This is a genomic window from Parasphingorhabdus cellanae (assembly GCF_017498565.1).
GTDB lineage: Bacteria > Pseudomonadota > Alphaproteobacteria > Sphingomonadales > Sphingomonadaceae > Parasphingorhabdus > Parasphingorhabdus cellanae.
The window spans coordinates 2,126,270-2,145,235 of the sequence record NZ_CP071794.1 but is presented as its reverse complement, the minus strand read 5'-3'; the positions used below and the strand labels follow the sequence as shown (position 1 = coordinate 2,145,235).

The window sequence follows — 18,966 nt, the reverse complement described above, 5'->3', positions numbered from 1 at the left end:
TCGCTGGCAAAGGATTATGATGATAAAAGCTGCTCTTTTTTTCGCCCCACTGATACTTGCAAGCGGTATGCTTGCGGCCCCCGCAATGGCTCAGGATGAAGCCGGCGACCGGGTCAATCAGCTCGTCATCTATGGCGATGATCCTTGTCCACAAAGTACTGGCGGAGAGATTGTCGTCTGCGCGCGCAAGGCGGAATCGGAACGCTATCGGATTCCCGAGACGTTGCGTGACAATCCCAATGATGCCAAAAACGAAGCATGGTCAGAGCGTGTCAGAGCCTATGAATATGTTGGCAAAGACGGCACGCAAAGCTGCTCCCCCTCGGGTGCTGGCGGCTTTACAGGTTGCACGCAAAAATTGCTCAAACAGGCTTATGCCGAAAAAGGGCAGGATGACACGGTCAACTGGGGCCGGTTAATCGAGGAAGAGCGTCAGAAACGCCTCGCCCGGATTGATGGTGAAGCCGAAGCGGTCGAAGAACGCCTCCGCGAAATTGAAGCGCAGCGCGAAGCCCGCGAAGCCGGTGCTGCTGAGGCACGGGCGCGGCTGGAAGCCCAGGATGCCGAAGCGCTGGAGGCTTCAAATGCTGAGACTCGTGCTGGCAATGATCTGGCAGTGCCACCGGGAGCAGATGAAACGCCGCCGCCGGTTCCTGCGGATGATGAGTGACCGGCGATAATATACGAATAGCTACTCTGGCAGAAATTTCTGAATCTGGTCGTCAAAGTAAAACTTGGTAGTCGTCCAACCATCGCCCGTCCGGTAAAACTGCATTGTGACTTGAATAGCGTATTTTTCCAGAAATATCAGATATGCACGTTCAATAAATCTCGAGGATACGTTCTTTTCGTGGATCATCTCCCAGCTTTCTACTTTTCCATAATAGGAAAGCAGTTGATCCATTGCGTTTATAATAGTTGTTTTCTCTACCATTTTTGTTTCGAGAAGCGGAGCATTTGACACCATATCGTCAAGAAATCCAGCTGAGCCATTATTTTTGAGAGCAGTGAAAGCGGAATCGGCCAAGCTGTCCGGCGTGGCCTGCGCCAAAGCGGGGTTGCTGATGAAGAGCGAAGCAAAAGCGATCCATAATCCAAACTTGTGCATCTTATTTCTTCCCTTTAATCCAGCGGTTCACTTGCGCTTCCAAAATGTCTAGTGGCACCGCGCCCTGGCCCAGCACCACGTCGTGAAATTCGCGCAGATCAAATTTTGCGCCCAGCTCTTCCGTCGCCTTGGTGCGTAGTTCACGGATCTTCAGCTCGCCCATTTTATAGGCCAGCGCTTGACCGGGCCAGCTGATATAGCGGTTCACCTCAGCCTCGATATTGGCGGGGCTGAGGGCGGTATTGTCAGTCATGAAATCAATCGCGCGCTGCTTGCTCCAACCTTTGCTGTGGATACCGGTGTCGACCACCAGCCGGGTGGCGCGCCACATTTCATAGGATAGTCGGCCCATATCTTTGGCTGGCGTGTCATAGAGGCCCATTTCAATGCCAAGCCGTTCTGAATAGAGGCCCCAGCCTTCGACAAAGGCAGTGAAAAACGCGCCGTGCTTGCGGAAATCGGGCATGTCGAGTTCCTGCTGCAAGGCGATCTGCATATGGTGGCCGGGCACCGCTTCATGGACGCTCAGAGCAGGGATTTCCCAGAAGGGCCGCTGGTCCAGCTTGGACGTGTTGACATAGTAGAAGCCGGCAATGCCGACATCGGGCGATCCCGGATTATAATAAGCGGTGGTCGTGCCTTCTGCCGTTTCCGCCGGGATTTCCTTGATCCCATAAGGCAATCGCGCCAGCTTGCCGATGATTGAGGGCATTTTACCATCAATCAGCTTGGTCACCCGCGCGACTTTTTCCATCAGCTCTTCGGGCGTCTTGGCATAATATTTCGGGTTGGTGCGGAGATCCTCAATGAACGCTTCACGGGTTTCAAATCCGGCTTTTTTCGCGACCTCAACCATCTCAGCGCGGATGCGGGCGACTTCAGACAAGCCGATATTGTGAATCTCGTCTGCTGACTTTTCGGTGGTCGTCATCTGACGAATGCGAAAATCATAATATTTGTCGCCGCCCGGCTGCGCCGAGACGCCCGGCTCTTTAGCGCAATTGGGCGCATATTGCCCGGTATACCAATCAAGATGCTCTTTCAGCGCTGGATTGATGTTCGTACTAATCGCTTCCGCGGCGGTGGCGGCGAGATTATCGAAAGCCGTCTGATCCATGCCTTCCGGCTTAGTGCGTTTAAACGGTTCGAAGAAGCGTGATTCCTTTGGGTCTTCCTTGATCAGTCCGGAAATGCTGGTCTCATAGCCGACCATCGAAACGCAAGGCTGGACATAGCCGCCTTCTAGCGCCTGATTGGCAACGGCAATCGATTGCCGGTGAACCATCCCGTATTTTTTCAGCCGATTGATGTAAGTTTGATAATCCTCGGCGTTGCGGAACGGCAGGTTATTTTGCATGCTCGCAAAACTTTGGTGCCAACCGCTGCGGTTGGTGAAGTTGATCGTGCGCTGGCCATAGCTACTGGCCTCAACCTGTTCCGCAAGGCTGCGGCGGAGAATGCCGTAGTTGGTTTTATCATCTTCTGAGAGGCTGTTCTGTTCGATTTTGTCGAGCTGGGTCAGCCACATCTTGGCTTTTTCGACTCGCTTATCCTCGGCCTCAAGACTGTAATCGCTAACTTGGCCATCCGGATCATCAATGCCTAACGATGAGGCAAATTCGGGATATTGCTCGAGATTATAGGCCCAAAAATCATCAATAATCTGATGCAGTTCTGATGACTTTTGAGACTCGCTGTTCTGAGCATGAAGCGGCGCGCTGATCGCCAGCGTCGATAGTGAAACCAATATCGCGAAATGTCCCCGGCGCATAATACCCTCCTGCAAAAATATCTGTTGCAGCTATCCTGATTAATCGACGGCTTCTGTCAAGCGCGATGATTGCTGATCTTGGTCAAATTAGCTTTTTGCGCAGCGCCATGGCCGTGGTTATCGGAATATCATTAATCTTGAGCGGAGCCATGGATGATCCGCCTGCGATTCCCACAGTGATGGTTGCCAGATCCAGGGGATGATCCAGCGGCGACTGGCCGACATCAACCGTTTGTATTTTTCGGATCGGCACTATTGTAAGCTTACGCCGCCACCAGCCCGCCCGCACGAATAATTGATTGGCCGTCAGGGCATATTGATGATGCCGCCAGTTCAATATCATCACTGAAATAATCGGAATCGCGAGCAATATCAGTGCATAAAAACCGGTATGAACAAAGGTGCCGTTACCAACAGCAACGGCGCCGAGCACGATGGTGATGATGATAGCATCACGCCACCAAAGCGCAGGGTCGACTCTATGGAATTCAAGATCGCGCGGGACGTTGGTGATACCCGTTTCGTTTAATATGGGATCGACTTCTTCCATCTGCGCGCACGGCGCGGCGCTATGGTCACTCTCCCCGCTGCCATCGCTGGCGAGGGATTGGAATTTGAGATGATACCAACCAAAGCGTTGGCGAATTGGGCCGGTTTTCAATATCGCAGCCTGCACCCGATGGATTGGCATGACCATGTCGGTCAATGTAAAGAGCCCTCGCCGCCGACGGAATCCAGGCTGACCTCTATCGACGCGGTCGAGCCGAAAACCATATTCACGGATGAAGGTGCGGATGATGCCGCTGCCCATGCCCACTGCAATAAGTGAAACCAGCGCCCCGACCGCTCCGGCAATTTGCGCCGAAAAGCTAAGGCCGTTGACCATATCTTGCTCCGACAGTTGTTCCGCCCAATACCACGGGTTGAAAAAGTCATCGGGCAACAGGAAGTCAAGATTTTGGGCGATAGCACCGAGAATGGCGAGCAGGATGAAGGAGAAATTGAACAGGCCGGCAATGAATATGCGCCGGTTGTCCATGGCAAAAAGCGGTGGCCGTTCGTCCGCATCTTCGGTCGATGCCGTTTCGCCGGTTATATCTGTCGCCATTGCGGAGACGCCCGATTTATAGTCGCGCACCGTGTCCCGTAGCGCTTCTGCATCCGCCAATGCCAGCGCATCGAGCTTGCCATCTTCGCCCGCCGATGCCCCGGTTTCCAGTTTTACCGTGGCGAGGCCCAAGACCCGGCTGACCAGTTTTTGCTCCAGACTGACATCCTGAATCCGGTCAAACGGGATGGAGCGATTGTTGCGGCTGAGCAAACCGCTTTTGATGCGAATTTCCTTGGGCCCAATATGATAGGAGAAACGCGACCAAATCAATGCCGTGATGCCGATAATGAAAGCCAAAAGGGCTATGGCTGCTAAACCGGTATAGGCTAGATTCCGGTCGAAAACGCTGAAATAGAGCACGCCCATCGCGATCAGATTCTGGCCGATCGCCGCAACGGACTTCAGGATGATGCTGAGCGGGTGCAGTCGGCGGAATGACTCGCCATCATCTGTTTCTGGCACTTCTGGTTCTGCTGAAATCACGGGGGTTTCATTCATATCATGTCTTGACGGATATGACCCTTGATCGTGTCGCGCATCGCTTCGGCATCCGGGGTGCTGAGGCCTGGTAGAGTAACGATGCTGTTATGCGTCCCAGCGGTGTGGACGATCAGGGTCGATAATCCGAACATGCGCTGAAACGGACCTTGCGCAACATCGATATGCTGGATGCGATTAAACGGCACGATCGTGTCGATCCGCCACATAAACCCGCGCAATACGCGCAGTTGCTTACCTTGTCCATCTGGGCCAATATCATAGCCCCAACGGCGATAGATGCGGTTTGGCAGCATGACGAAAAGGAAAAGCGCGAAGGCAGCGACAGGCCCGATGATCGATCCAGCAACCAATGGAAGCTCATTGCGGATCCCAAATTCGACAGCGACCGACGCAATGATCAAAATAGCGGCAAAGATTCCGGTATTCAGACGGATAAGTGATTTCTGCGGCGGATGGAGCGGGGTCAGGCCTTGATTGTAGGCCCGCGCGTTGTCTTGCTCCATTTCTGTAAGCGGGTCGATGGTAATATCGTTCATCGTTTCACTATGCCCAAGCTGTGTTATTTAGGCAAGACAGATAGAGTTTGCGTACCGCCCGGCTTTGTAATCTCTAACGCGCCAGTGCCGCTTCTGCCTCATCAGTCAGCGTCTTGATAATATCCGCAACGCTTTCCTCGGCCTTGACCATGCCGACCGACTGTCCGGCCATGACCGAGCCATTTTCGACATCACCATCAATCACCGCCTTGCGCAGCGCGCCGGCCCAGAAATGCTCGATCTGCAATTGTGCTTCGCCCATTTCGATCTCGCCAGCATCCAGCAGCTTGGCGACCTCTATCTGCTTGCGGGTAAATTCTTCGGTGCCTTTATTCTTCAACGCGCGCACCGGAATGACCGGCAGCCGCGGATCGACCTGAACACTGGTAATCGCGTCACGGGCATTGCCGCGCATGAAGGCTTTCTTGAAGTTTTCATGCGCGATCGATTCGTGCGCACAGACAAAGCGCGTGCCGAGCTGGACGCCGCTTGCACCCATTTCAAGATAGCTGGCAATGGCTTCGCCGCGGGCGATGCCCCCGGCAACAAAGACCGGCAGCTGATCGGCTATTTCAGGCAGGATTTCTTGTGCGAGCACGGAAGTCGAGACCGGTCCGATATGGCCGCCTGCTTCCATGCCTTCGATAACGATGGCATCCACGCCGGAGCGGATAAACTTCTTGGCCAGCGCCATGGCCGGCGCAAAGCAGATCACTTTTGCGCCGATTTCCTTGATTGCCTCAAGGCTGCCTTTGGGCGGCAAACCGCCGGCGAGCACCACATGGCTGACGCCGTGATTACCGCATATTGCGATCAGTTTCATCAGATCGGGATGCATGGTGATCAGGTTGACGCCAAAGGGTTTGCTTGTCAGCTTCTTGGTTTCAGCAATTTCCGTATCAAGCAATTCGGGGTCATTGCACCGCAAGCGATCACGCCAAAGCCGCCTGCATTGGAAATGGCGCTCACCAGATTGCGCTCCGATACCCAGCTCATCGCGCCGCACATGATGGCGGTTTCGCTGCCCAGCAGGTCGGTGCCGCGCTGCATTAAGGTTGAGAGTTTGGATTGGGTCATTGGGTTTCTTTCTAAATGCCCTCTCCCCTTCAGGGGAGAGGGTTGGGAGAGGGGGCTATCGAGACTTGCCCAGACAGCCCCTCCCTTAATCCCTCCCCTGAAGGGGAGGGAGATTGTTAAGCTGCATCCTCTGCATCCAGGCCATAGGCGGTGTGAAGCACCCTGAGCGCCAATTCGGTATAGTCTTCCTCGATCAGCACGCTGACCTTGATTTCCGACGTCGTAATTGCCTGAATATTAACGCCGCGATCGGCCAGCGATTTAAACATCGTGGAGGCCACACCGGCGTGGCTTTTCATACCGACGCCGACGACCGATATTTTCGCGACGTTCGTGTCGGAAATCAGCCGGTTATAGCCAATGCTTTCCTGCGCTTTTTCCAGCACCTGCATGGTACGGTCAAGGTCGCTGGTCGGGGCGGTAAAGGTCACGTCCGTCTCGCCTTTTTCGCGGCCAACATTCTGAATGATCATATCGACATTGATCGCGGCCTTGGCCAGCGGCTCGAAGATATTGGCCACAGCGCCCGGCTTATCGGGCACGCGGGTCAGAGTGATTTTGGATTCATTCTTGTCATGGGCGATGCCTGTGATGAGTTGACGCTCCATATCTTCCTTCTCCATTTCGCTTTCGCTGACGATCATCGTTCCGGGCAGATCATCAGCGCTGGGCGCGCCATCCTCGGTAAAGGATGACAGCACTTGAATACGTACATTTTCTTTCATCGCCAGACCGACCGACCGTGTTTGCAGCACTTTCGCGCCGACGCTGGCCAGCTCCAGCATCTCTTCAAAGGTCACGGTTTTCAGTTTGCGCGCTTTTGTCACGATGCGCGGGTCGGTGGTATAGACACCGTCGACATCGGTATAGATATCACAGCGATCGGCTTTGACGGCTGCGGCGATAGCCACTGCGCTGGTATCGGAACCGCCGCGGCCCAATGTGGTAATCCGGCCATCCTGACTAATGCCTTGAAAGCCTGGAATAATGGCAATTTCGCCGCTTTTCATGGAGGCGGTGAGAGCATCGGCATCAATCGCTTCGATCCGAGCCTTGCTGTGGGCCTCGATAGTGCGGATCGGCATTTGCCAGCCGAGCCAGCTGCGCGCCTTGGCGCCCAGCGATTGCAACGCGATCGCGAGCAGGCCGGATGTCACCTGTTCGCCGCTTGCTACCACCACGTCATATTCAGCGGCATCATAAAGCGAGCTGGCTTCGCGGCAGAAATTGACCAGCCGGTCGGTATCGCCCGCCATGGCGGAGACGACAACCGCGACCTCATGTCCGGCATCTGCCTGTTGCTTGACGATCTGCGCGACCCGGCGGATACGCTCAATGCCCGCCATCGACGTCCCGCCAAATTTCATCACTATCCGTGCCATGATGCTACTTATCTGTCTTTCTGTTGAAAAAGGGTCTGAACGCGACGCGTCGGCTGTGATAAAGAGGCGTTATGACAAACGCAAGCACCAGCAACATGGCCGTTTCAGGCGAAACCAAAAGCACGATAAACCCCGACGAAGCGGCGCATTTTGGCGCTTTGGCGGCCGATTGGTGGGACCCGAAAGGATCCTCGGCCATGCTTCATCGGCTCAATCCGGTGCGGCTGGGCTATATCCGGGAAGCCATCAATCGGCATTTTGGCGTCGATGCGGCTCATTTGCGGCCACTGACCGGCAAACGCGCGCTGGATGTTGGGTGTGGGGCCGGACTGGTCTGCGAGCCATTGGCACGCATGGGCGCGAAAGTGACCGGACTGGATGCAGCACCGGAAAATATTGCCGCAGCGGCGGCGCATGCAGAGCCCCAGCGGTTGGATATCGACTATCGGAACGTAGGGATTGAGGCGTTTGGAGAAAGCGGTTTTGATTTGGTGACATCGCTCGAAGTGATTGAGCATGTCGATGATCCTGACGGGTTCGTGACAGGATTGGCCCATGCGCTGGCGGATGACGGGTTGATGGTCTTATCGACCCCCAATCGCACCACCATGTCGAAACTGATGCTCGTTGATCTGGCGGAGATGACCGGGCGTATTCCCAAGGGGACACATCATCACGACCAGTTTTTCACCCCCGGCGAGCTGGAAGCGCTTTTGGGCGAGGCGGGTTTGAAAGTGATTGATACCACCGGCCTATCCTATAGTCCATCTCACGGTTTTTCCTTGTCCGACAATCTCGCGCTCAACTATCTGATGACAGTGGTGAAGCAGCAATAATCTGAAACCTGTCCTTTTGCATTCTTACGCTGTGCTGCCTTCTCATGCCGTGCTCCCGTGCAGGCGGGCGCCTATCTCCCATAAGATCGTCTTTTCGAATCAGCAAACTTGGCAGCTGCGCTAGGAATTGCGGTTAGGAGATGGACCCCCGCCTGCGCGGGGGTTGACGCTTCGGAACGCTAGAGCATTGCGCGGCGCGTCAAAAATCCACCTTCTCATAGTGACTTGGCGGCGCAATCACTTCCATGCGTTCAGACAATAGGGGCCGGAAAGAAGGCCGGGATTTGAACATCGCATACCACGCTTTGGTCTGCTCATGGCCGGTCCAGTCGATCCCGCCGAGATAATCCGCAACCGAAATTTGGGCCGCAGCGGCCAGATCCGCCAGACTCATGGTTGCTCCGGCGAGCCAGCTGCGGTGATCGATCAGATAGTCGATATAGTCGAGATGGACATTGGCCCGCCGCATCGCTTCGCGGAGCATCTTGGCATCCGGTGGCGCGCGATGGACAATGCGCTTTTGCATGCGTTCGTACAGCATCGGCGCAGTGACATCGCCATAAAATTGTTCGTCAAACCACGCTGTCAGCCTGCGAATCTCGGCCCGGTTGGTTGCGGTGCCATTGATCATCGGCGTCTTTTCGACGGTCTCTTCGATATATTCACAAATCGCATTGCTGTCGGCGAGTATCGTACCGCGTTCCGCATGTCGCAAGACAGGAGTCCGGCCAGCGGGGTTCATATCCAGAAATTCGTCCCGTTGCAGCCATGGTGATTCGCGAACCAGTTCATAGCCGACCGACTTTTCGCCCATTAGCAGGCGGACTTTGCGCGAAAACGGACAAAGGGGAAACTGAAATAACTGCCACATATTATTGCTGTTAATCTGGAATGGGTTGCGGGGGAAGGGGGTTGATGCGGGAAATGCCGATTAGGGGTCGGAGCGCGAGCAAATTTGCATAAACCGCCTTTGAGCCATCCTTCGACAGGCTCAGGACGAACGGATATTTTGGGTTGTCGAACCAAGCCCGGCATTCACCTTATTCGAGGTCATCCATCCGGCGTTTCATTCGTTCGCCTATGGCCTTAAGCTGCGGCAGCATTGCGCCCAGTTCACTCGCCATAATGCCCATCATTGCGGTGCCTTTGCGCATATTGCCTTCCATGTCCGCGTCGAAATCCGGATTATCGCGCGTCGCCAGATCGCCCAATGTTGCGTCCGGATCAATGTGGGAAAATGTCTCGCCATCGTCCAAGTTTTCAGGGACAGCTTTTTCCATAGCGGCTGCCAATTGGCCAATAGGCAAGTCCATCATCGCCGTCATAAAGCCCGACATCATGGTGACCATGCCATCCTGAAAGTCAGGATCGTTGAGCTTCTCGATCATCTCGGATTCAACGCCTTCATCCTGCGCCGCAGCGGGGACTGAAAGGCTCAGCGACACGGCCAATAAAGGGAGAGAGAAAAGTGATCGCATAGCTGAGCCTCCTAAACAGTCATCGTTGTTCGCCAACGACACTTGGCGTCTAGCAGCCCTGATCTGAGTCAAAGCTGAACCGGCGCAGAGTCATTCAGCAAGGGTCGTAAACTGGCGTAAATCCAGCACGGAAAGCCGAAATTAAGCGACCTGATAAATGGCAAGCCGATTGCCCGCAGGATCGAGACATTCAAAGCGCCGACCGCCGGGATAGGCGAAAATCTCTTTGACGATGGCGCCGCCGGCCGCTTTCACCTGTGTCAGCGCTGCCTCCAGATCATCACTTTCAAAGGTCGGTATGGGCGCGGGCGGTTCTTGTCCGGTCGCGAGCCCAATCTGTACCGGACCACCTTCAACAGCGGCATATTCCGGGCCATAATCGGTAAAGGCAAAGCCAAAGGCTTTTCCATAAAAGGCCTTGCTGGCGCCAAGGTCGGTCGCTTTCATTTCGAGATAATTGGGCGTGATTTTGGGCATGGTTTTGGCTCCTCAAACGGCGAATCAGACAATGTTCCGCTGTTCATTTAAGTATAGCCTACGTTGAGATCAAAACAAGAACATACAGAATGTTGGTCCGAGCTATTTTACGCTAACCGAATTTGGGATCATCGCTACGCCGCTCAAAAGATATAACGTCTCGCCATTGGTCAGCCAGAGGCCCAAAGGTCATTTTCCCGATCCGTTCTCTTCGGCCCAGGGTTTTGAAGCCGGCCTTTTGGTGCAGCTTCATGCTTGCTTCATTTTCTGGAAAAACCCCTGCGGTCAGCGTCCAGATACCTTCTTCTTCAGAGGCAGCGACGATGGCTTGCAGAAGCATTAAACCAATTCCCATGCCCGCGAATTTTGAGGCGACATAAACACTTTCTTCGGCAACACCTACGTAGACGCAGCGCGAAGATGTCGGACTTAAAGCGGCCCAACCGGCCAGCTCTGCATCTACAAATGCGCCAAGACGCGGTTTTTGCAAATGACTCTGATTCCACTCATCCCAGCTTGGCGCAAATTCCTGAAACGTAGCGTGGCCGGTGTCCATACCCTGCTGGTAGATATCCAGAATAGCATCGGCGTCAGCGGCGGTGAGGCTTTGAACAACAACATTGGCTGTCGTCGTCATTGTGACCGGCTCACTCCGCGGCCTCAATTGCTTCGCTATCCGACAGCGGATGATCCAGCCGTTCGACCATTTCTTTCGGACAAACCTGCCAGAAACGTTCCCGCCAGCGGTCCCAGTCGCGCAAGATGGTCTCCGACCAGTTGCTGTCGGTGGTTCGATGATGCGCTTCGATCAGGGATTTGAGATGCTCTTCCCAATAATCACTATCCAGCCGCTGCCAGATAATGCTTTCGGGATTGGCGTGCTTCTCAAAATTGCGATCAAGGTCGAGGATGAAGGCCATGCCGCCGGTCATGCCCGCGCCGAAATTGTTGCCGACCGCGCCAAGGATAACCGCATTGCCGCCGGTCATATATTCGCAGCCATTGGCACCGCAGCCTTCAACAACCACATCCGCGCCGCTATTGCGGACCGCGAACCGTTCGCCCGCCTGGCCGGCTGCAAAAAGCTGACCGGAGGTTGCGCCATAAAGTACCGTATTGCCGATAATCGTATTGGCCTTGCTGTCGAGCGGAGAGCTGACCATTGGGCGCACGACAATCTTGCCACCGGACAGGCCCTTGCCGACATAGTCGTTGGCATCGCCAAAGACTTCCAGCGTGATCCCCTGGCAGAGGAACGCGCCGAGCGATTGACCGGCACTGCCGCGCAGGCGCACATGGACATGGTCTTCATTCAGCGCGGTCATGCCATATTTCGCTGTGACCTCTGCCGAGAAACGCGTGCCGACGGCCCGATGCGTGTTACGCACCGTATAGGTCAGCTGCATTTTTTCGCGCCGTTCAAAAACCGGCTGTGCGTCGGCAATCATCTGGGCGTCCAGACTGTCGGGCACTTCATTGCGATGGGTGGGCAGGTTGAACGTACGCTCGGTATCCGGCGCGTCTACCTTGGCAAGGATCGGGTTGAGGTCGAGATCATCGAGATGCTCGGCCCCGCGACTGACTTGCCGCAACAATTCCGTGCGCCCGATCACTTCTTCAAGCTTCCGGTAGCCGAGACGCGCCAGTATCTCGCGCACTTCTTCGGCCATATAGGTCATGAGGTTAATGACCTTTTCCGGCGTGCCGGTAAATTTCTCGCGCAGTTTTTCATCCTGCACACAGACACCAACGGGGCAGGTATTGCTGTGGCATTGCCGGACCATGATACAACCCATGGCGACAAGGCTCAGCGTCCCGAGGCCAAATTCTTCCGCGCCCAAAATCGCCGCGATCACAATGTCACGTCCGGTTTTCAGACCGCCATCGGTGCGCAGCTTCACGCGGTGACGCAGACCATTCAGGGTCAGCACCTGATTGGCTTCGGTCAGGCCCATTTCCCATGGTGTTCCGGCAAATTTGATCGACGTTTGCGGCGATGCGCCGGTCCCGCCGGTATTGCCGGAGATCAGGATGACATCGGCATGGGCCTTGGCCACGCCAGCGGCAATTGTCCCAATACCAGCGGCAGAAACCAGCTTGACGCAGACGCGTGCTTTTGGGTTGATCTGCTTGAGATCGTAAATCAGCTGCGCCAGATCTTCGATCGAATAGATATCATGATGTGGCGGTGGTGAAATGAGCGTGACACCCGGGGTTGAGTGGCGCAGTTTGGCGATAAATTCCGTGACCTTGAAGCCGGGCAATTGTCCACCTTCACCAGGCTTGGCACCCTGAGCGACCTTGATCTCAACCTCTTCACAGGCGCCGAGATATTCTGCCGTCACGCCAAAGCGGCCGGATGCCACCTGCTTGATCGGGCTCGACGCATTGTCGCCATTGGCAAAGGGCTTATAGCGGCGCTTCTCTTCGCCGCCTTCACCGGACACGGATTTCGCGCCAATGCGGTTCATAGCAATGGCCAGTGTTTCATGCGCTTCCGGGCTGAGCGCGCCAAGCGACATGCCGGGCGTGTTGAAACGTTTGCGAATTTCGGTAATCGCTTCCACTTCGTCGATCGGAATTGGTTCCGGCGCGTAGTTAAATTCCATCAGGTCGCGCAGATAAACCGGCTCCAGCTCGCGCACGCCCTGCGAAAATTGCAGGTAAGAGGAATAGCTGTCATGCGCGACCGCGCTTTGCAGCAAGTGCATCAGATGCGCGCTATACGCATGGGCTTCGCCGCCATCACGCTGTTTGTAAAAGCCGCCAACGGGCAATCGCACAACCGCTGCTTCAAACGCCGCTTCATGCTTATCCTGCGCGTTGATAAACAGCGACGCATAGCCTTCGCCGGAAATCTTGGTCGGCATGCCCGGGAACAGGTCATTGCACAAAGCGCGCGACAGGCCGACGGCTTCAAAATTATAGCCGCCACGATAGCTGGAAATGACGGCAATGCCCATTTTGGACATGATTTTCAGCAAGCCTTCGTCGACCGCTTTTTTGTGGCGGGCAATGCACTCGTCGAGGGACAGACCATCGAACAGCCCGCGGGCATGGCGGTCTACTATCGCCGCTTCCGACAGATAGGCGTTCACGGTGGTCGCGCCGACGCCGATGAGCACGGCATAACAATGGGTGTCGAGGCATTCCGCTGCCCGGACATTGACTGAGGCATAAGCCCGCAATCCTTTGCGCACCAAATGGGTGTGCACGGCAGCGGTGGCGATGATCATGCTGATCGCCATATGATCTTCATCGATATTTTCGTCAGTCAGGAAGACTTCTGTCTTGCCCTGCCGCACGGCTTGCTCGGCTTCTTCGCGAATCCGGGCAATGGCATCGCGCAATTCGATCGCACCACCCGTGTTGGACATGGTGCAATCAATTTCGGCAACAGCGTCGCCAAAACTCGCCTTCAGCCGCTCCCACGCCCCGCAGCTGAGCACGGGACTGTCGAGTACCAGCACATTCTCATTCTGGCTGTCCTTTTCCAGGATATTGGCGAGATTGGAAAAGCGGGTGCGCAGGCTCATCACATGGCGTTCGCGCAGACTGTCGATTGGCGGATTGGTGACTTGGCTGAAATTCTGGCGGAAAAAATGACTGATCTGGCGTGGTTTCAGGCTGATCACGGCCAGCGGCGTATCATCGCCCATTGAGCCGATCGCTTCCTTGGCGTCTTCGACCATCGGGGCGAGGATGACTTCCATATCTTCAAGCGTATGTCCGGCAGCAGTCTGGCGACGGATTAACTCTTCCTTGGAAAAATTCATCCCCGCATCGGCTGGTGCGGGCGGCAGGTCGTCCATGGTCTGGAAGCCTTTAACCCGTTCTGGATAGGGTTCTTCGGACGCAATCTTGTCCTTGATTTCCTTGTCTGCGAAGACGGTGCCTTCCTGCAGATCCACCGCGATCATCTCACCGGGGCCTAGGCGACCCTTCTCGATAATCTGGCTTTCCGGGACAACAACCATGCCGGTTTCCGACCCAATGATCAGCAGATTATCTGAAGTCTTGCTGTACCGCAGGGGGCGCAGCGCATTGCGGTCCACGCCGGCGACAGCCCAGCGGCCATCGGTCATGGCGAGAGCGGCGGGGCCATCCCATGGCTCCATGACGCTGGCCATATATTCATACATGGCTTTGTGGGCCGGATCGATATCCGCTTCATTCTGCCAGGCCTCTGGAACCAGCATCAGTTTGGCTGTTGGCGCGTCGCGGCCGGAACGACAAATGGTCTCAAATACAGCGTCGAGCGCTGCCGTATCCGAAGCCCCGGCTGGAATAACCGGTTTAATATCTTCGGAATGATCGCCGAAGGCGAGGCTCGCCATCTTGATCTCGTGGCTCTTCATCCAATTTTTATTGCCGCGGATCGTGTTGACTTCGCCATTATGCGCTAGTGTGCGAAACGGCTGAGCCAGCCACCATTGCGGGAAGGTATTGGTGGAATAGCGCTGATGGAAAATTGCGACACGGCTTTCGAAACGCTCGTCGGTCAGGTCGGGATAAAAGACCGACAGGGATTCCGCGAGGAACAGGCCTTTGTAGATGATCGACCGGCAGGACAAGCTGCAAATATAGAAATCGCGAATCTGCGCTGCTATCACTTTTTTCTCGATCCGGCGGCGGATGAGATAGAGATTTTTTTCAAATTCGGCGATGCTTTGACGGTCCGGCAGCGGTCCGGCAATCATGATCTGTTCAATTTCCGGCCGGGTATTTTGCGCTTTCAAACCGATGACCGAGACATTGACCGGGACTTGCCGCCAGCCGTAAATCTTATAGCCCGCTTCGATAATTTCCGCCTCGACAATCGTCCGGCAGGTCTCCTGCGCGCTTAAATCCGTGCGCGGCAGAAAGATCATGCCGACGGCGAGCCGGTTGGGAAGCACTTTATGGCCGCTATCGGCAATCGCATCGTCAAAGAAGCGTGCCGGCAAATCGACATGCAGGCCAGCGCCATCGCCCGTCATTCCGTCTGCATCCACCGCGCCGCGATGCCACACCGCTTTCAGCGCATCAATCGCCGAAGACACCACCCGCCGCGATGGCTTGCCGTCAGTTGCCGCGACCAGACCGACGCCGCAGGCATCGGATTCAAATTCAGGCCGGTACATGCCGGTTTCGGCAAGGCGCTTATGTTCGGGCGTTGGATAGTGATGCGTCATATCAGTTTCATTTCGGTAGGTAAGAGCAGCGATTTTGCGTGCTGCTGTCTATTTGTTATTTGCTATTTTCGCTTTGGCGTTCTTCTGCGCTTTTTCGAGCGCGGCGTAATATGCCTCAAAGGCCGTGTCGGACTCGGCGCTGAGCTTATCGACCAGCTCCCGATCTTCCGCCGACCAGTTTTCGGGATCTTCGAAGTCCACTGCATCAGCCGAGCTGTCGGCATCTTCCATGGCGTCTTCGACCGAGCCGAAAGGATCACCGGCACCAGGCATTTTGACGGGCGGTAAATGGGCCGTGGCCGCTTCCACTTTTTTCATGATGTCAGGCATCGCCTGCATCATTTCAGGCACCATCGTCATCATCGATTGCATCATTTCCGGGTCGACGAATACCATCATGTAGTCTCGCGCAAAGGCACTGCCGGTATCGGTAGCGAAAAAGTCATTCATTTCAGTGAGCTGGCCAACCGTGAACTTGCGCGCATAAATATTGGTCAGGGCTTCGCGGACAGCCGGTTCCATAGTGATCATCAGATCGACCATCTCGTCCATTATCACCTTGGTCGAGATTTTTGTCCGCTCTGCATAAGCCGGATCCATTTCGGTGGCCATCTCTGCCAGCGTTTTGTCGCCCATGCCATCGGGCATATCGTCTCTGGCAACGCCGCCGGCCCCAGCGAGATCACCCATGCGCATATTGCCCATGCTCATCATCATCTGGTCCATCATCTGGTCCATTGTGCCCTTCATCATCCGCTCATAAGTGCCAAGCGGGAAGAGATAATCGACAGTGCTTTTCGCGGCTTCGAGGCGGGCTGGGTCGATTGGTGCTGTTTCAGTTTCAGCTGTATCTGGTGTGTCAGTATTTTGTGCTGTAGCAGGTGTGCTCAAAGCCAGAGCCAACGAACTGACGGTAACCGCAAAGAATTTTTTCATCTAAAACTCCGAGAATGGGGGCCTAACCGGGCCGAAAAATGGTGTTCAGGCGGCTTGTTTTTCCGCCCGCGCTTTTTCGCGCAGATATTTATGCATATGCTCGGTCACGTCGCGACCGTCGCGAATGCCCCATACCACAAGGCTGGCACCGCGGACAATATCACCGGCGGCAAAAACACCGTCGAGATTGGTCATCATCGACTTGTGATCGACCCGCAATGTACCCCAGCGCGTAACACTAAGATCGGGACAATCAAACAAGCTGGGCAGCTCTTCGGCGTCAAAGCCCAAAGCCTTGATAACCAGATCGGCCTCTAGCGTAAATTCGCTATCTGGCTGAACCTCTGGTGCGCGCCGGCCACTGGCATCAGGGGCGCCGAGACGCATTTTGGTCGCCTTCACCGCCGTGACGTGATCCGTACCCTCAACCGCTTTGGGGGCAGACAGCCAGACAAATTCCACGCCCTCTTCTTCGGCATTTTTCACTTCATTCTGCGACCCCGGCATATTGGCACGGTCGCGGCGATAAAGACATTTTACAGATTTTGCGCCCTGCCGGACCGATGTGCGCACACAGTCCATTGCGGTGTCGCCTCCGCCAATCACAACGACGTCCTTGCCTTGGGCATTATACCGGCCATTGTCGAAATCCGGCACGTCATCACCAAAGCTTTTGCGATTAGATGCAGTCAGGAAGTCGAGTGCTTCCTCGACGCCTGGCGCGCCAACGCCCGGCATTTTGATTTCACGCGCTTTATATACACCTGTCGCAATCAGGATGGCGTCATGCTTTGTGCGTAGCTCTTCCAATGTCGCATCCTTGCCGACTTCAAAATTTTCATGGAATTGGATGCCGCCGTCTTTCAGCCGCTGGACCCGCCGCATGATGACATCTTTTTCCAGCTTGAAACCGGGAATACCGTAAGTCAGCAATCCGCCAGCGCGGTCATGGCGATCATAGATATGGACGTCATAGCCGGCGACCCGCAGATATTCTCCAGCGGTCAAACCAGCTGGGCCAGCACCGATAATGCCGACGGATTGGCCGCGAGACTTTCCGGGTACCAGCGGTTCGACCCAACCTTCTTCCCAGGCGGTGTCGGTAATATATTTTTCCACCGCACCAATGGTCACGGCGCCATGGCCGGAAAATTCGATCACGCAATTGCCTTCGCACAAACGGTCCTGCGGGCAAATGCGCCCACAGATTTCCGGCATGGTCGATGTCAGATTCGACATTTCATAGGCTTCGCGAACTCGCCCCTCTGCGGTCAACCGCAACCAATCCGGGATATGATTGTGTAACGGACAGTGGGTCGAGCAATAAGGCACGCCGCATTGTGAGCAGCGTGCCGCCTGTTCCGCAGCCTTTTCGGGCGCATAGCGATCGGCAATTTCTTGAAAATCTTCGGCGCGCAGCTTCGGTTCGCGCTTGTCGGGATAGGTTTGCCCGGTACCCACAAATTTCAACATATCCAATTTTTTCGTGCCTTTTGGCATGCAGATCGCTCGCTTTTTATGTTTTTCGATTAGGGTGACCCTGCCCTTCTGAGCGGGCGTTGCGCTTGTGATAGGCGAAACTCGGGGCAGAGTCACGCAAAAACAGCGATTAAGGACAGTATCACTAACCTATATAACGTGTTTCAGCTGTTTCTGGGGTTCTGGCATGGAGGTGCAAGCAATAAAAGTATCATATCGGACCTAAATTGATCGACGACAAAGGGAGATGTCGCTTCTATAAGTCGGTTTCCTTCACTTGTTCCGGGTTCCATCATGACATTTATTCAAATGCTGCTCCTCGCCGTTGTGCAGGGTGTTACCGAATTTTTGCCAATTTCCTCGTCCGGCCATCTCATATTGCTTCCCGTTTTCACAGGCTATGCCGATCAGGGACCGATGATTGATATTGCGGTTCATGTCGGTTCGTTGCTCGCGATCATCACCTATTTTTTCAAGGATGTCATTTCTTTGGGAAAGGGCGGCTTTGCAACCATTGGCATTGGTAAGGCAGACGCAGAACGGCGCCTGCTCTGGTGGATTATCATTGGAACGATTCCTGCCGTCATCGTTGGATTGTTCCTCAAAACCGGAGGGTATTTGGAAGGGTTTCGCAGCACGACCTTAGTTGGCATTAATTTGATCATCTATGGCATATTATTGGGCATTGCTGACCGCGTAGGTCGGCAGGTTAAGTCGTTCGAGGATATGACATTGAAAGACGGGTTGATTGTCGGTCTGGCTCAGGCTCTTGCGCTTATACCCGGTACAAGCCGGTCGGGTGTTACGATGACGGCTGCCCGTTTCCTTGGTTATAGCCGCGTGGAGTCAGCGCGTTTCTCTTTCCTGCTGTCGATCCCGGCTGTCGCTGGTGCCGGTATTTTGATTGTTCCCGATCTTATGGATGCCAGTAGCGATCTGCTTAAGGAGGCGCTAATAACGGGCGTGCTGACTTTTGTGGCCGCCTTCGCCACGATGACTTTCCTCATGCAGTTCCTGCGCAAGGCATCGATGATGGTATTCGTGATATACCGTGTCGCCATGGGCGCTGCGTTACTAGTCTGGTTTTAGCTACCGAAACG

The 18,966-nt window shown here is 54.9% G+C and carries 15 protein-coding genes and 1 pseudogene; 3 read left to right on the top strand and 13 right to left on the bottom strand.

The features are described from left to right. Nucleotides 1-16 precede the first annotated feature (16 nt). Nucleotides 17-670, top strand: a complete 654-nt coding sequence (locus J4G78_RS10170; RefSeq protein ID WP_243457051.1) for a hypothetical protein — start codon at nt 17-19, stop codon at nt 668-670. 21 nt (nt 671-691) lie between these two features. Here J4G78_RS10170 and J4G78_RS10165 read toward each other — a convergent pair whose 3' ends face one another. The 6 genes and pseudogenes from J4G78_RS10165 to J4G78_RS10140 all read right to left on the bottom strand — a co-directional run bounded on the left by J4G78_RS10165 (nt 692) and on the right by J4G78_RS10140 (nt 7,486). Then, nucleotides 692-1,108: a hypothetical protein gene (locus J4G78_RS10165; RefSeq protein ID WP_207986467.1), complete on the bottom strand. Its 417-nt coding sequence runs from the start codon at nt 1,106-1,108 to the stop codon at nt 692-694. A gap of 1 nt (nt 1,109) precedes the next feature. Further along, nucleotides 1,110-2,879 (bottom strand): DUF885 domain-containing protein, encoded by a 1,770-nt coding sequence (locus J4G78_RS10160; protein ID WP_207986466.1) that lies wholly within the window; start codon nt 2,877-2,879, stop codon nt 1,110-1,112. 82 nt (nt 2,880-2,961) lie between these two features. Beyond that, nucleotides 2,962-4,488, bottom strand: a complete 1,527-nt coding sequence (locus tag J4G78_RS10155) for a PH domain-containing protein (RefSeq protein ID WP_207986465.1) — start codon at nt 4,486-4,488, stop codon at nt 2,962-2,964. Next, nucleotides 4,485-5,027, bottom strand: coding sequence for a PH domain-containing protein (locus tag J4G78_RS10150; protein WP_243457050.1), 543 nt, complete (start codon nt 5,025-5,027; stop codon nt 4,485-4,487). The genes J4G78_RS10155 and J4G78_RS10150 overlap by 4 nt, the downstream gene beginning before the upstream one ends. A 73-nt stretch (nt 5,028-5,100) precedes the next feature. Then, nucleotides 5,101-6,104: pseudogene (locus tag J4G78_RS10145) on the bottom strand (NAD(P)H-dependent flavin oxidoreductase). A 116-nt stretch (nt 6,105-6,220) separates the two neighbouring features. Continuing rightward, nucleotides 6,221-7,486, bottom strand: coding sequence for an aspartate kinase (locus tag J4G78_RS10140; RefSeq protein ID WP_207986464.1), 1,266 nt, complete (start codon nt 7,484-7,486; stop codon nt 6,221-6,223). A gap of 71 nt (nt 7,487-7,557) precedes the next feature. Between J4G78_RS10140 and ubiG the strand changes: the two genes are divergently transcribed. Further along, complete coding sequence (ubiG, locus tag J4G78_RS10135; RefSeq protein WP_207986463.1) at nt 7,558-8,322, top strand: bifunctional 2-polyprenyl-6-hydroxyphenol methylase/3-demethylubiquinol 3-O-methyltransferase UbiG; 765 nt, start codon at nt 7,558-7,560, stop codon at nt 8,320-8,322. A 199-nt stretch (nt 8,323-8,521) separates the two neighbouring features. On the opposite strand, the gene J4G78_RS10130 is transcribed toward ubiG, so the two are convergent. From J4G78_RS10130 to J4G78_RS10100, 7 genes are all read right to left on the bottom strand, one after another. Next, nucleotides 8,522-9,193: a glutathione S-transferase family protein gene (locus J4G78_RS10130; protein WP_207986462.1), complete on the bottom strand. Its 672-nt coding sequence runs from the start codon at nt 9,191-9,193 to the stop codon at nt 8,522-8,524. Nucleotides 9,194-9,362: 169 nt separating this feature from the next. Continuing rightward, nucleotides 9,363-9,800 (bottom strand): hypothetical protein, encoded by a 438-nt coding sequence (locus J4G78_RS10125; protein WP_207986461.1) that lies wholly within the window; start codon nt 9,798-9,800, stop codon nt 9,363-9,365. A gap of 141 nt (nt 9,801-9,941) precedes the next feature. Beyond that, nucleotides 9,942-10,277 carry a VOC family protein gene (locus J4G78_RS10120; RefSeq protein ID WP_207986460.1) on the bottom strand — a complete coding sequence of 112 codons (336 nt, stop codon included), beginning with the start codon at nt 10,275-10,277 and terminating at the stop codon, nt 9,942-9,944. A 112-nt stretch (nt 10,278-10,389) separates the two neighbouring features. Further along, entirely contained in the window at nt 10,390-10,914 is a 525-nt protein-coding gene (locus tag J4G78_RS10115; RefSeq protein ID WP_207986459.1) for a GNAT family N-acetyltransferase, read from the bottom strand. A gap of 10 nt (nt 10,915-10,924) precedes the next feature. Continuing rightward, nucleotides 10,925-15,451, bottom strand: coding sequence for a glutamate synthase large subunit (gene gltB / locus J4G78_RS10110; protein ID WP_207986458.1), 4,527 nt, complete (start codon nt 15,449-15,451; stop codon nt 10,925-10,927). Between the two features lie 48 nt (nt 15,452-15,499). After that, nucleotides 15,500-16,387, bottom strand: coding sequence for a DUF2059 domain-containing protein (locus J4G78_RS10105; protein WP_207986457.1), 888 nt, complete (start codon nt 16,385-16,387; stop codon nt 15,500-15,502). A gap of 45 nt (nt 16,388-16,432) precedes the next feature. Further along, entirely contained in the window at nt 16,433-17,860 is a 1,428-nt protein-coding gene (locus tag J4G78_RS10100) for an NAD(P)-dependent oxidoreductase (protein WP_207986456.1), read from the bottom strand. A gap of 300 nt (nt 17,861-18,160) precedes the next feature. Between J4G78_RS10100 and J4G78_RS10095 the strand changes: the two genes are divergently transcribed. Next, on the top strand, nt 18,161-18,955 hold the full coding sequence (locus J4G78_RS10095) for an undecaprenyl-diphosphate phosphatase (RefSeq protein ID WP_207986455.1): 795 nt from the start codon (nt 18,161-18,163) through the stop codon (nt 18,953-18,955). Nucleotides 18,956-18,966: the final 11 nt, after the last annotated feature.

Bases quoted from the DNA above. Each gene is read 5' to 3' on its own strand.
- J4G78_RS10095 (WP_207986455.1), top strand. From the start codon at position 18,161: ATGACATTTATTCAAATGCTGCTCCTCGCCGTTGTGCAGGGTGTTACC.
- J4G78_RS10170 (WP_243457051.1), top strand. From the start codon at position 17: ATGATGATAAAAGCTGCTCTTTTTTTCGCCCCACTGATACTTGCAAGC.
- J4G78_RS10130 (WP_207986462.1), bottom strand. From the start codon at position 9,193: ATGTGGCAGTTATTTCAGTTTCCCCTTTGTCCGTTTTCGCGCAAAGTC.
- J4G78_RS10155 (WP_207986465.1), bottom strand. From the start codon at position 4,488: ATGAATGAAACCCCCGTGATTTCAGCAGAACCAGAAGTGCCAGAAACA.
- gltB (WP_207986458.1), bottom strand. From the start codon at position 15,451: ATGACGCATCACTATCCAACGCCCGAACATAAGCGCCTTGCCGAAACC.
- J4G78_RS10120 (WP_207986460.1), bottom strand. From the start codon at position 10,277: ATGCCCAAAATCACGCCCAATTATCTCGAAATGAAAGCGACCGACCTT.
- J4G78_RS10100 (WP_207986456.1), bottom strand. From the start codon at position 17,860: ATGTTGAAATTTGTGGGTACCGGGCAAACCTATCCCGACAAGCGCGAA.
- J4G78_RS10105 (WP_207986457.1), bottom strand. From the start codon at position 16,387: ATGAAAAAATTCTTTGCGGTTACCGTCAGTTCGTTGGCTCTGGCTTTG.
- J4G78_RS10125 (WP_207986461.1), bottom strand. From the start codon at position 9,800: ATGCGATCACTTTTCTCTCTCCCTTTATTGGCCGTGTCGCTGAGCCTT.
- ubiG (WP_207986463.1), top strand. From the start codon at position 7,558: ATGACAAACGCAAGCACCAGCAACATGGCCGTTTCAGGCGAAACCAAA.
- J4G78_RS10115 (WP_207986459.1), bottom strand. From the start codon at position 10,914: ATGACGACGACAGCCAATGTTGTTGTTCAAAGCCTCACCGCCGCTGAC.
- J4G78_RS10165 (WP_207986467.1), bottom strand. From the start codon at position 1,108: ATGCACAAGTTTGGATTATGGATCGCTTTTGCTTCGCTCTTCATCAGC.
- J4G78_RS10140 (WP_207986464.1), bottom strand. From the start codon at position 7,486: ATGGCACGGATAGTGATGAAATTTGGCGGGACGTCGATGGCGGGCATT.
- J4G78_RS10150 (WP_243457050.1), bottom strand. From the start codon at position 5,027: ATGAACGATATTACCATCGACCCGCTTACAGAAATGGAGCAAGACAAC.
- J4G78_RS10160 (WP_207986466.1), bottom strand. From the start codon at position 2,879: ATGCGCCGGGGACATTTCGCGATATTGGTTTCACTATCGACGCTGGCG.